This window comes from Alkalibacillus haloalkaliphilus C5 (assembly GCF_000269905.1).
Classification (GTDB): domain Bacteria; phylum Bacillota; class Bacilli; order Bacillales; family Alkalibacillaceae; genus Alkalibacillus; species Alkalibacillus haloalkaliphilus_A.
The window spans coordinates 1-13,230 of record NZ_AKIF01000080.1 but is presented as its reverse complement, the minus strand read 5'-3'; the positions used below and the strand labels follow the sequence as shown (position 1 = coordinate 13,230).

The window sequence follows — 13,230 nt, the reverse complement described above, 5'->3', positions numbered from 1 at the left end:
ATTATATTCTATAAGTTAACATTTAGACTCTTTAAAAAGCAAAAGTATACCCAAACAGTAGACCTTATACCTACTAAATTTGGGTATACTAATAAATTACTCATGCACTAGAAATACTTATCCTCTTCGACGTTCAACTAAGTTAATGCCAATTCCCATAGAGACGACACCAATTAAGATCATGATAATAATCGGCTGCGTAATATCTTGCCACGTAGCATCATACAGCGTAATACCAATCATGGCCTCTATGGCGTGGGATACAGGAAACAGGTCACCAATAAAGGTCATAACAGGATGAGTAATCGTTCCAGGCATCATATAAGCTCCACTAATTAACGGAATTAGTGGTATGACCGACGGGTAAAGAGCATAAAACTGCTCAGGCCCTTTCACGATTCCTGTAAATAATATCGCAATACTTACCATACTAAATGTAAATACCGCAACAACGATCACGAGTAAATCAAACCGTTCACCAAGATCATATTGCAGAACATAGTTGAAAACCATTAAGACAATGACAGTCTGAACAAAACCTATAAAAAATGCGTAAGCAATATATCCAGAATACATACTCGTTTTTCCTACTGGTGAAAGAATGACTCTGTCCCAAATACGGTCAACTTTATCCTTTGATACATTATTTACCCGAAAGCCGATAATAAACATGGCAACAAGTAATGTAAATGCATACATTAATTGAATCCCCATGTCATGGGCTGATAATTCTTCACCTGTCGTAGACTCTACTTCCATTGCGAATAATGGGTCTTCCAATTGCGAATTAATTTCTTGACGCATCTCTTCTGGATCACTTACTTCTTCAGTAGCTACTTGAATGCGTGCTTCTCTTTCAAAAACGGTCCTCACATGTTGATCGACATATTGTATTGTCGGGAGGTTAGAAGAAGTTACCATTTCATAATCATCTTCAAACAACTTAATTGCTAAGTCCGAACGCCCTTGACGAACATTGTCTCTAGCTTCGTCTACATCTGTCACAACAAACTCCATATCGCCTTCCTGATTCAATAACTCTTCCCACTTTGCTTCGACCTCTTCAGCTTGTTCCTCTTCACTAAAGATTTCAACCGTAACCGGAGCTTGTGTCCCTCCTGTAAATAAAACCGTTGCCAAGACACTTCCTACGATAAACAAAATGATTAAAGCAGGGTTTCGACGATCTTTTGCTAGCTGTGCTAAAAAGACAGGCATCATGAGACATCACCTCTTTTCGGGTACAGCTTAACTCCTATAAATAATGAAACAATAACAATGATCATTAGAATGACGGTTGGCATAACTAAAATCGAAAAGTCTTCATACTGAATCCACTCGATCAACGTTGCTAATACCAATCCATTCGGTGTCATTTCTCCAATTTGTTGAAGCCAATTCGGTAGTAAGTAAATCGGTACAAAATTACCACCAATAACACCAAAGACCATAATCACCATCATAAAGATCCCATCTCCAGTTTCTGAATTTTTCAACCGGAGCATAACTGAAGTCATAACAGCGGAAATTGCAGCAATAGCTAAAGCGTACATAGTAGCCATTAAAATAAGCCCAACCCAAACTGTAATGTCATGATCAGAAAAAACACCTAAAATTAAATGCGAACCTATTAGAATAAGCATCATTTGGCACCATGCTAAAATAAATGTTCCCATCGTTTTACCAAACAAGTAATAGAGCGGTGGTGAATTGGTTAAAACAATTCGTTTAAATGTATTTTCACGCTTCTCTATACCCGTTCGAGTGGCAACTGTGGCAGCTAAAAATAAGACGAACAACGCTCCCATAGATATGGTAAAGTATTGATCCATACTAAATGATTGTTGGCCTTCTACATTTTCAACTTGACCTTGAGGTAATGCCTCGCTGGGAACTTCTACCTCACCACCAGCACTTGAAATAGCGTGGTGCAAATTCATATGATCTAAATAACTTTGTATGACATTTGATAATATTTCAACTTCCATCGTCTGATCATCAGCTTGAAAGCTTAATGCTTGTTCCGTTGGCTCATTTAAATACATGTCAGCTAATAATTGAAAAGAATAATCTTCAGGAATAATCAAGGCTCCATCGAGATTACCTTGTTCAACTTCTGCCTGTGCCGTCTCTTTCTCCATTGCTTCTACTGAGACCCATTCTGCTAATTCTGGACTATTCAAATACTCAATTAACCCTTCAACAGGTAAATGAGCTCGAACACCTATTAGTAACTCTTCTATTTCATTATTTGAAAGGTCAGAAGTTTGTCTCAAATGATCTTCAAACAGTTCTAAACTTCTTTCTTGGTCATCTTCTTTAACTAACGCTAAGTCTAAATCGTATTCTTCTTCACTTCCCTCACCAAACATTCCTGGCATAACAAGGCTCAAAATAACGACTAAGGCAAGTGGTAATAAGATAATGATTGCTACTTCTTTTCGATCACGCCAAAACAACAGTAAATCTTTTATAAGAAACGTCCACATTCATACCACCTCCTAGTCCCTCAAAGTTCTGCCAGTTAGATGAAGGAATACATTTTCTAAACTAGGGTTTTCCATTTGAAAATTCAAGATTTGAACTTGGTGACGTTCACCAACATTCACTAACTCACTCACAATGTTACTTACCTTTTTCGCTATGATGTTAATTTCTTCACCAGATACTTCAACTTTTCTTACACCTTCAATTTTTTTAACAGCTGCAAGAAATTCTTCATCTATTCTATTGGGCTGAACACTAATTGTATCTTCATTAGAAAGAATGCTTAACAGTTCTGATTTTGTACCTTTGGCAATGACTTTACCATGGTCCATAATGTAAACACGATTACATAACTGCTCTACTTCTTCCATATAGTGACTCGTGTAAAGAACTGTTGTACCTTTTTGTTCATTTAGCTGACGAACCATTTCTAAAATGTAATTTCTCGATTGTGGGTCGATCCCGACAGTCGGCTCATCTAAAATGAGGATTTTGGGGTTATGCAATAAAGCCGTTGCAATATTAACACGCCTCTTCATTCCGCCTGAGAATGTTTTGATTAGATCTTTTTGCCTTTCTTTAAGGCCAACGATTTCAAGCGTATCCTGTATTCGTGATTCTAGTTCACTTTTAGGTACACGATATATGCGGCCAAAAAACTTTAAGTTTTCATAAGCGGACAGCTCTTCATATAATGCAATTTCTTGTGGCACAACGCCAAGGACTTTTCGTAAATCGACTGGATTTTTAATCGTACTCTTTTGGTTTAATTTCACATCCCCAGATGTAGGTTTTAACAATGATGAAATCATCGAAATTGTTGTAGACTTACCTGCTCCATTCGGTCCAAGTAAACCGACCGATTCCCCTTGATCTAAATATAAATCAACTTCATCAACGACGGTTTTCCCTTTAAATGCCTTCGTTAACTGAACAGTTTCTAACATGGAATTACCCCTTTCTTTACGTCTTTCATTAATTCTTAGTTTTATCTTAAACGAAAAAAACTAGAGCCAATACTGACTCTAGTCATTAAATGATATTAAACCGTGACTTCAGTCATTTTATTTTTTAAACAAGGTTATGTCTAATTGCATAAATGGCAAGTTGGGTTCGGTCTCGTAAATCGAGTTTGTCTAAAATGATGCTCGTGTTGTTTTTCACCGTCCCGACTGATAATCCTAATTGATCAGCTATTTCCCGATTGCTTAGCCCTTCACCGATACATTTTAAAATAGCACGTTCACGAGGGGTGATCTGCTCATCAACTTTTTCAGGCTTAGATTGGTCGTTAACAAGAGTTGGGACAACTTTCGCTGCGACTTGATCCTCAATCGTTAAGCCACCTGATAAGGCACTTTTAATCGAGCGAATCAAAGAATCTGTATCACCATTTTTAAGCATATAGCCATTCACACCAAGCTTTAACGATTCCATGACATAATGGTCATCATCAAATGTCGTTAGCATGAGAATTTTTATCGTAGGCCATCTCGAGCGAATTACTCTTGCTGTTTCAATCCCATCCATTTCAGGCATACGGATGTCTAAAACGGCAATATCAAACAGTTGCTTCTCACACAATTCAATCGCCTCTTTACCATTATTAGCTTCACCCGTCACACGGATCTCCGGGTCAGATTCAACCATAACTTTTAAACCTTGCCGAACCATCGTTTGATCTTCAGCCAACAGGATGTTTATCATTCAGTTCCCCCCGTTCATTCAGTCTGATCCAAGCTCGTAAAACAAATTGTTGGTCGCCTTTTTGAGCTTCGACGCCACCACCCACTTTTTCTAATCGCTCCTGCATTGATGTTAGGCCATAACCCATTTTAAAAGGTTGGTTAGAGTGAATCGGATTAACTATTTCAAAGCGAAAAATACTTCCACCTGGTGAATCGAACGTAATTTGAGCTTCTCTTGCCTGACTATGTTTCATAATATTAGTTAGTCCTTCTTGTACACATCGGTAAATGACAAACGATTGCTCACCAGTTAAAGGAGCAGCAAACGCCCCATGTTTTACGGAAAAATGTATTTGAAGAAAACTTTCCATCTCAAGCTTTCGAATTAATCGCATGACACCTTGCAGCCCACCGATTTCCTTTTGTTTAAAAGTTTTCACAGCTTTTCGTGTTTCGTCCAAACTTTCATTTGCTAGTGTCTTAAGCTGCTCAATCTGTTGTATTTCTTCAGTTCCAGAAGTTAAGCGAAGCGCTTCAGTTTGCATAATGATAGACGTAAGCTTATGCCCAACAGAATCATGAATCTCTTGACCAATCATATGTCTTTCTTCTTGACGTACTGTCTCTTCATGATCAGTAATTCGCCTTCTTAGACTGCGATACTCGCCATACAACTCCTCATATTGAGCCGACAGATCCTCATACTGATGATGTCTAATATTATAATAAATGATTCCAGATATCATAACGACCATATACAATACAACAAACAGGATTATGGGTGAGGATGCACCACCAAATAAAATGAATGTACTGACTGACAATAAACTAAACGACATGACAACAGTAAGTGGGATGACCGATAACTTTTCAGATGCTTCAGCTAGTAGTAACGTAAGAGCAAGCCAAACTAACAGGTGTAGTCTATCGATCCAATCGGAAAAAAAGTCAAAGTTAACGTAACTATTTTCAAACAAAAGATTATACTTAAATAAACTGGCCTTTTATAAAATAGTGGTATGACAAAAAATAAAGCAAAGTACACGGCTACACCAAGCAACCGCCATACATGATCATTCAAATCCATAAACAGTGGATAAACTAATCCACTCCAAATCAGTAAATGTAAAACGATCCAATACCAAAAGCCTTTCACGATACTCCCCCACTCTAGAGCAAACTAATTCTTTTTCACACTAATTCCATCAACACGACGCCAATCATAACAAATATTAAAATAACAAGGACGATTAGAAAATAGGAATAACCTTTTTTCTCACTTTTGATGACATCTTTTAGCACATAGGTCACTAAAGCTGCAAAACCAAGTAAAATGACAATAATCACAATTTCATTGATAATAAACATCTGTTTCCCTCCTGAATAAGTTCAGATTACACACCTACTTAGGAAAACTTCTCACACTTTATTGTTAGCCTTTTACTAAATCATAACAAAAAATAAAACACCACAAATAAAATTGTGATGTTTAGTCGTTATTTTTATTTGTGTTTGTCGAAAAATGTCGCCTATGAGCTTCTTGGGCTATTCTATGAGCTTCTTAACGAGAAGTGCCACCTAAGCTACCACCCATACTGCGCCATACTCACAAAAATCGTCACTACACAAATTAAAACCGCAATAATTATAGAACCAGCAACCAATTTATTCATAAAGACCCCCCAATACATAGATATGCCTGTATTAGATGGTCTATGCCGTGACTAGTTAAAATTAGGTGAATCTTGAATATCTTAGTTCCTACATTGAATAAGATTGAGTAAAAGCATTAAACAAGGATGGATTGTATGTGGAAAGAGTTTAAACAGTTTGCGTTGCGAGGAAATGTTTTTGAACTAGCCATTGCAGTTGTGATCGGGACAGCTTTTAGCAAAATTGTCGATTCACTCGTCAACGATATTCTCATGCCTATTCTTGGGGTTTTAGCTGGTGGGACGAGCTTTAAATTTCTTGTGTTGAATATAAATGGCGTAATCATCAGGTACGGCTCATTTTTCCAAACAATGGTTGATTTCTTAGTGATCTCCTTTTCGATTTACCTCTTTATTAAGCTGTTTAATTACATAAGAGGTGATGAGAGTGTCTCATTAAAAGAACCACCTCACCCTAACCAAGAAGTTTTAACTGAGATTAGAGACCTTTTAAAAGAAGAGAAAATAACAGAAAAGGACAATCAAGAAAGGAAAGTTAAAGTTCGAATTAGATAATTATGAAAAAAGAGAGGGTATAACACAAACTGTTATACCCTTGAATTTAACTTATTTTCTTTAGAACTTCACATGGCACTACCAGTATAAAAACACCGCCAACAAAGCGACAACTGTGGCAACTGAACTAGAAATAATCCCAACGACAAACTGTTCACCTTTCGTATAAACACCTGCTAGGCTAGCGTAATAAGTCGTCGGAGCGTGAATTGGAATTAAGATCGTCCCTCCAATTACGGTCATAATTAACAAGGCTAAAGCTACAGGGGAGAGGTCAATAAGGCTTGCATATGACATCATAATTGGGAAGATAACGACGATCGCTGATGTTGAGTTTGTGAACATCCAGCGCATAATTCCGATAAATAAAATAATAAAAATCACTTTCATCCAAGTGCTTGCTCCATCTGGTACGAACTGGATTAGTGCTGTTGCAATCATTTCAGCCGTCCCATTTTCAGCCATAATAAACCCTAATGAGAACGAGGTTCCTAATAGTAAGAACGTCTCCCAATCAAAGTTTCTAATCAGTTGGTTGTTCACTAAACCGATTGACGGGATCGCTAAAAAGGCAACCATCAACATCGGCGGTAAAATAATTGGAACAACTGTTGGATCGGTTGCAATCCAGGCAACAACCATCGTCAGGAAAGCAAAAACAACATACCAAAACTTCGGATGCTCAGCTTGCTTTTCCCCCAAGTGATGATTTGCACTTCCATTTGAGCATTACTCTCTTCACCTGTTTTCCATTTAAAATAAAACCAGACGAAAACAGATGAAAATAATGTAATGACGAATAGCGGCGGAGCCATTAACCTCATCCACTCTAACCACTGAATTTGCGCAACGTTATACTCTACCATTAACTGATAAGCGATAACAGCAAAGCCACCACCGGTAAAAACGATGAACGTCCCTTTTTGATTCAAGAAACTAATAACAAATAAACCGAACTTGTTAAAGACACTTCCGTTTGAAAAGCCGTTCAAATCGTTCATCCGTTTAATTAAAGGTTCTAATATTTTATAGCGCGCAACAGCTGACGGCAGAATGATCGGAAGTAAAACCATCATAATTGGTAAACTGACGACCAATCGGCTCACACGGCCTTCACTAAATTTTTGAAACATACGCGCAATGACTTGGTCAAAACCAACAATAACAAGAACTTGGCTAATTAAAGATAAAAGAACAATAAAGTATAAACCGGTCGTTAAAAAACCTTGAAAGGCTTGATCTGGTTCATCGACAACACCGAGTCCAATTAATAGTGCCAAGACTAAAATGCTCGATGCACCTTGTGGCATAGTCGATAACGTCCATAAATAAATGGCGATGACAAGAACTAGCAATGTGTATTGCTGTTCAGGCAAGAAAGGCGTTAAAAACGTTGCTTTCCCTATAAAAAATGTCCCTAAAATAACGGCCCAAACAAGCAATACAGCACGACTAGATTTTATTATTTGTAGCATATGAACAACCTTCTATGCTTCTTGTTTCTTTTGACGCATTGATTTAATGATCGGGAATGTAAATGATAAGACAGATAAAATGATCAACACTAATGAGATGTTGTTCGTAAAGAAGATTGAAATATCGCCATTTGAACTCGTCATTGCCTGTCTAAATGATTGTTCCATCATACCGCCTAGAATAAACGCTAAAATAAACGGAGGTGCTGGGAATGCAAACATTCTCATTAAGAAACCAATCACACCAAATGCTAGTAATAGATATAAATCAAACGTACTGAAGCTAATCGCATACACACCGATTAAGCTGAACACGATTACTAGAGAAATTAATAATGGTCTAGGCACTGTTAATACTCTAGCAATGTACGGGATTAGCGGTAAGTTTAAAATTAATAGAAAAACATTACCGATATACATACTAGCAATAATCCCCCAGAAAATATCTGGGTTGTCACCCATTAACATAGGACCCGGTTGAACACCGAGCACTAAGAAAGCACCTAACATAACGGCTGTCGTACCTGAACCTGGAATACCTAAGCTTAATAACGGCACGAATGAACCGCTAGTTGCTGCGTTGTTCGACGCTTCTGGTGCTGCAAGTCCTTTTACTGCACCTTTACCGAATTTCTCAGGATTTTTAGACAATCTTTTTTCTGAAATATAGCTAATAAAAGATGCAATCGTTGCACCAGCACCTGGTAAAATACCGAGCACGAAACCTAAGATTGACTGACGACCTGATGGACCAGCAATTTCTTTCATATCTTGCTTCGATAGCTTTAAGCTACCTAGCTGCTTTGCGTCTGTCATTGATTTCTTATGACGGTTAATAATTAAATAACCGACTTCAGCAATCGCAAATAAACCTAATGCGATAATTAAGAAATCAATTCCGTCTAATAGATTAGTGCTTCCGAATGTGTAACGGGCTGTCCCTGTCTGTGGGTCAATCCCGATTGTTGCGACCATAAAGCCGATTACGGCAGATATTAGTGCTTTAACCGTCGATCCTTCTGAAAGACTAGCAATTGCGGTAAGACCTAGTAACATTAAAGCAAAATAGGCTGGTGGCCCGAATGAAATCGCAACACTTGATAACATCGGTGCAAAAGCCATTAGTAAAATAACACTGATTGTACCGCCGATAAATGATGATATTGCGGCAATAGCTAATGCTTTACCAGCTTGGCCGTTTTGTGCCATTGGATACCCATCAAATGATGACGCCACTGTTCCAGAGATACCAGGGGCATTTAATAAAATAGATGACGTTGAACCACCAAACACCGCACCGTAATAAACACCGGCCATCATAACAAGTGCAAGTGTCGGATTCATGCCATAAGTGATGGGGATCATAATGGCAATCGCACTAATTGGCCCTAATCCTGGTAACATACCGATAAAAGTACCGACAAATACACCAAGTAGTACGAATAAAATACCTTCAAGACTTAAGGCAACTTCAAAACCTGTTATAATTCCTTCAATCGCTCCCATGATCTCCCTCCTTTAAAATGGCATGACACCTTGTGGTAGATTAATATTTAATAAGAATACGAAAATACTATATAAAATTAGTGGGAAACAAACTGACACAACCGCATTAACTAAATTGTTTTCGTAACCTAAAAACTTTGAAGAACTAAAAATAAAGAGTGCCGTCATAATGAGAAAACCAACAATCTCTAGTAATGTAATGAAGATTAGCGCCAAGACAAACACGCCTGATATAGCTTTCACATCTTTTTTCGGAATATGACGTTTTGCTTTCTGTTCTTCTGTATCTTTGTCTTCACTGAAAAATAATGCAACAGATAAGACGAGTAAAATCCAGCCTAGCGTTATTGGGATGGCATCGGCGTCTACAGGTATATAAGGGTAAGTCGGCAGTTGGTAACTCATAAACAAGTATCCAATTGATATTAGAAATAAAGCTAAACCGATTTTACGATTCACATTGTTTAACACTGTTAGGCACCTACCTTTCTATGAAATAACGGGAAGCCAACGGGAACATCCGTTGACTTCCGCAATAGATTTATTCAGCTGATAGTTCTAGTTCATCTAAGATTTCTTTGAATACTTCATTTTCTTGTTCAAGGAACTCTTGATACTCTTCGCTACCCATGAACATTTCATCCCAACCGTAGTTGTCACGTACATCTGCGAAAGCTTCAGTCTCGCTCATTTCTTTTAATTTCTCTTCGTAATACTCAACTGCAGCGTCATCCATGTCTCCAGGACCGAAGATTCCTCTCCAGTTAACGAATGTTTCATCAATGCCTTGTTCTTTTGCTGTTGGAATTTCTGATAAAATCTCGCCTTCTAGACGCTCTTCAGAAGTTACGGCTAAAGCACGAATATCTTCAGAACGGATCTGTTCAACGATTTGTCCAACACCTGTTGAGAATACGTCTGCACTACCGTTTAATAGTTGCGTAACCCCACCAGCATCTGGATCAGACACGTAGCTAATTTGTGAAATATCTACACCAGCTTCACGAGCAAAGCGGATGAACTGAATGTGGTCCATGCTCCCAGGCGCTGAAGTACCAACGACTGTAATTTCAGATGGATCTTCTTTCATATCGTCAAATAAATCATTTAAGTCTTCCCACTCAGCATCGTCACGTACTGCGAAAGATGCGTAGTCTGCAATAACATTTGCAATTGGTGTAAAGTCTTCAAAATTATAGTCTGATTGACCATTTAAAGGTACTAATAATAATGGTGATGATGATACGAATAAGTCGTATGGGCTGTCACCTTGATTTGCAATGTGTGCCCAACCTACTGCACCACCAGCTCCAGGTTTGTTTACAACACCAATGTCTTGGTCAATGATTCCTTCTTCAGTTAATGTTTGAGCTGTCATACGAGCTGTCGTATCCCAGCCACCACCAGCACCCGCTGGCGCTACTAATTCAATTGACTCTTCCGGTTCCCAGTCTTGTGGTTCACCGTTGTTTCCTTCGTCGGCTGCTTGGTCGTCGCCACCACATGCAGCTAATATTAATAACATAAAAGCAAAGATCGAACCTGCTAATAGTTTTTTCATTTTGCTTCCCCCTGTTCAAAATTTATTAATAAAAATGTCACAACTTTTTAAGTAATTCCTATGATAATTCGAAATTCCTAAAATGTAACCGTTTTCAAAATAAGCAACATTAGTTACATTTTTAACTTTTTGTTCATTTTGTTCACAGAAGGTTAAGCAAATAAAAAAAGCTAAGGGATTAAGTTCACCTTAGCTTTGGTAGTATCGCCGTTCTGGTCTACCGACGATTCCATATTCTAATTCTGCTTGGCATTCGCCTTCAGAAATGAGGTACTCTAAATAACGGCGCGCTGTCGTACGCGATGCTCCCATTTGGACACCCATTTCTTCGGCGGTTACACCAACTTCTTTTTGCAATATTTCTTTTATCTTTTTCAAAGTTAACGGATCGATTCCTTTTGGTGTATCTTGTGGCAAAGGTTCATCCTTAGTTTTTGTATCACGTCCGAAATATGCATCCAGAAACTGTTGATCAACTTCTTCTCGATTCATTAAATCTTCTCGAAACTGTCTGAACTTCTCAACAGCTTCTGTGAAACGATCGAGCGTAACGGGTTTAATAATATAGTCGAAGACCCCTTTATGCAGTGCTTGCTCGACAATTTCTCGTTCAGTTCCAGCACTGATCATAATAATGCCTATTTGAGGTTGGATAGCTTTTATATCTTCAATTAAATCAACCCCTAATTGATCAGGCATATAAATGTCTAATAATATTAAATCTACTTCATGTTGATTTAACTGATTTAATGTGTCTTCAGCCGTTAGCGACTTAAAGACAACTTCACAATGGTCAACTTTATTTAAAAAACCTTCATGAATAGAAGCAACGCGGTAGTCGTCTTCTGTAATGGCTACTTTCAATGTCATAAAAAGTCACCTTCTTTCTTTAGGTAAATAAACTGTAAATATAGTCCCTTTAGCTTGTTCACTTGATAACTCTATTGTTCCATCTAACTCTTTTACGACTTCGGCCACAATCGATAAGCCGTATCCTCGATCGTCTTTTCCTTTAGTCGAATAACCTTTTTGAAAGATTTTCTGCTGCACATCTTCTGGGATCCCACTGCCTTCATCACTTACTTCAAAAATGACATCGTGACCATAATCAGTCACTGAAAATGTCACTTGTGAATAATTATGATCTTTCACTGCTTCAAAAGCATTGTCTAACAAGTTCCCTAAGATCGTAACGAGTTTCGACGTGCTTATATGTTCAGGCAATGGCGAAAGCATACTACCGGGGTCGATTACTAGGTCAACTTTTTTCTCTGAAGCTTTGCCGAGCTTACCGAGCAAAATTGCTTGGACTGACTGATCTTCTATATTTGAAAACAACGTCTTCGTCTGTTGGTGGTGTTGCTTCGACTCCTCTTGAATCATATTAATCGCTTCATCATAATTGCCTAACTGTAACAGTCCTGAAATAACATACAATTTATTCGTATACTCATGTGTTTGGGCACGCAAGTCTTCTGAATAACTTTTTACTTCTGATAGCGTATTAATCATGTCTTGAATCTCAGTCTTGTCTCGGAAGCTTGCTACAACCCCTACAACTTCATTTCCTTCCATGATTGGAGTACGGTTTACAATATAAACTCGATCTTTTAATACCATTTCATCATCATACTCAGGTTCACGGTTGTTCAATACCTCAACCATACGTGTACTCGGTAATATATCATTAACGTGCTCATTTTTTACATCTTCACTTAGACCTAACATTTTGCGAGCTGAATGGTTCATAATTGAAATTTTACCTGTTTGGTCAATAGCAATGATTCCTTCTTTAACAGAACGTAATACAGCTTTTCGCTCGCGGTATAAAGTGACAATTTCATGTGGCTCCAGGCCAAGAATGTCTCTTCGAATACTTCTTGTTAAAAATACGCTACCTATTACACCAAGCGCTAAAATGATCGATGAGTTAATAAACAACACTTGAAGTCGTTCAAAAATAATGCCACGAATATCTTCAATCATAAAACCAACCGACACGACTCCAATAATTTCATCGTTGTCGTTAAACACAGGCGCTTTGCCTCGTAAAGAAGGCCCAAGAGAACCAACCGCTTCAGACTTGTAGTATTCTCCATGAATTAAAGCAGGGTCATTATCTCCACCGACCATCTCTTGTCCAATTCGATCTTCATTTGGGTGAGAATAACGAATACTATTCTCATTTCCTACTACAACAAATTCAGCTCCGACCGTTTGACGAATATCTTCTGCAATCGGTTGAATGATTTCTGATGGGTTGTCTAGCTCATAAGCTTCTATTA

At 38.1% G+C, this 13,230-nt stretch carries 14 protein-coding genes; 1 reads left to right on the top strand and 13 read right to left on the bottom strand.

All coding sequences use genetic code 11. The features are described 5' to 3' along the window. Positions 1-117: 117 nt before the first annotated feature. From A194_RS0109575 to A194_RS20285, 6 genes are all read right to left on the bottom strand, one after another. Positions 118-1,221: an ABC transporter permease gene (locus A194_RS0109575; RefSeq protein ID WP_017186630.1), complete on the bottom strand. Its 1,104-nt coding sequence runs from the start codon at positions 1,219-1,221 to the stop codon at positions 118-120. Then, complete coding sequence (locus A194_RS0109570; protein ID WP_017186629.1) at positions 1,218-2,489, bottom strand: ABC transporter permease; 1,272 nt, start codon at positions 2,487-2,489, stop codon at positions 1,218-1,220. The genes A194_RS0109575 and A194_RS0109570 overlap by 4 nt, the downstream gene beginning before the upstream one ends. Positions 2,490-2,501: 12 nt before the next feature. Further along, the gene (locus A194_RS0109565) at positions 2,502-3,434 is read right to left on the bottom strand and encodes an ABC transporter ATP-binding protein (protein WP_017186628.1); all 933 of its coding nucleotides are present in this window, start codon (positions 3,432-3,434) and stop codon (positions 2,502-2,504) included. A gap of 124 nt (positions 3,435-3,558) precedes the next feature. Next, positions 3,559-4,194, bottom strand: coding sequence for a response regulator (locus A194_RS0109560; protein ID WP_017186627.1), 636 nt, complete (start codon positions 4,192-4,194; stop codon positions 3,559-3,561). Next, positions 4,172-5,152: a sensor histidine kinase gene (locus A194_RS0109555; RefSeq protein ID WP_017186626.1), complete on the bottom strand. Its 981-nt coding sequence runs from the start codon at positions 5,150-5,152 to the stop codon at positions 4,172-4,174. Before A194_RS0109555 ends, A194_RS0109560 begins: the two co-directional genes overlap by 23 nt. A gap of 214 nt (positions 5,153-5,366) precedes the next feature. Further along, on the bottom strand, positions 5,367-5,543 hold the full coding sequence (locus A194_RS20285; protein ID WP_017186625.1) for a hypothetical protein: 177 nt from the start codon (positions 5,541-5,543) through the stop codon (positions 5,367-5,369). Positions 5,544-5,983: 440 nt separating this feature from the next. Here A194_RS20285 and mscL point away from each other — a divergent pair, with 440 nt between their 5' ends. Further along, positions 5,984-6,403: a large conductance mechanosensitive channel protein MscL gene (gene mscL / locus A194_RS0109540; RefSeq protein WP_017186623.1), complete on the top strand. Its 420-nt coding sequence runs from the start codon at positions 5,984-5,986 to the stop codon at positions 6,401-6,403. A 78-nt stretch (positions 6,404-6,481) separates the two neighbouring features. Here mscL and A194_RS21015 read toward each other — a convergent pair whose 3' ends face one another. From A194_RS21015 to A194_RS0109510, 7 genes are all read right to left on the bottom strand, one after another. Further along, positions 6,482-7,105, bottom strand: coding sequence for a transporter permease (locus A194_RS21015; RefSeq protein ID WP_050980512.1), 624 nt, complete (start codon positions 7,103-7,105; stop codon positions 6,482-6,484). Further along, positions 7,048-7,878: an anion permease gene (locus A194_RS21010; RefSeq protein WP_050980511.1), complete on the bottom strand. Its 831-nt coding sequence runs from the start codon at positions 7,876-7,878 to the stop codon at positions 7,048-7,050. The genes A194_RS21015 and A194_RS21010 overlap by 58 nt, the downstream gene beginning before the upstream one ends. A gap of 12 nt (positions 7,879-7,890) precedes the next feature. Beyond that, positions 7,891-9,384 (bottom strand): tripartite tricarboxylate transporter permease, encoded by a 1,494-nt coding sequence (locus A194_RS0109530; RefSeq protein ID WP_017186622.1) that lies wholly within the window; start codon positions 9,382-9,384, stop codon positions 7,891-7,893. 12 nt (positions 9,385-9,396) lie between these two features. Further along, positions 9,397-9,855 carry a tripartite tricarboxylate transporter TctB family protein gene (locus A194_RS0109525; RefSeq protein WP_017186621.1) on the bottom strand — a complete coding sequence of 153 codons (459 nt, stop codon included), beginning with the start codon at positions 9,853-9,855 and terminating at the stop codon, positions 9,397-9,399. 70 nt (positions 9,856-9,925) lie between these two features. After that, positions 9,926-10,945 carry a tripartite tricarboxylate transporter substrate binding protein gene (locus tag A194_RS0109520; RefSeq protein WP_017186620.1) on the bottom strand — a complete coding sequence of 340 codons (1,020 nt, stop codon included), beginning with the start codon at positions 10,943-10,945 and terminating at the stop codon, positions 9,926-9,928. Between the two features lie 189 nt (positions 10,946-11,134). Continuing rightward, positions 11,135-11,815 carry a response regulator gene (locus tag A194_RS0109515; RefSeq protein ID WP_017186619.1) on the bottom strand — a complete coding sequence of 227 codons (681 nt, stop codon included), beginning with the start codon at positions 11,813-11,815 and terminating at the stop codon, positions 11,135-11,137. Positions 11,816-11,821: 6 nt separating this feature from the next. Further along, a partial coding sequence (locus A194_RS0109510) for an ATP-binding protein (RefSeq protein WP_017186618.1) occupies positions 11,822-13,230 on the bottom strand: 1,409 nt, incomplete at its 5' end.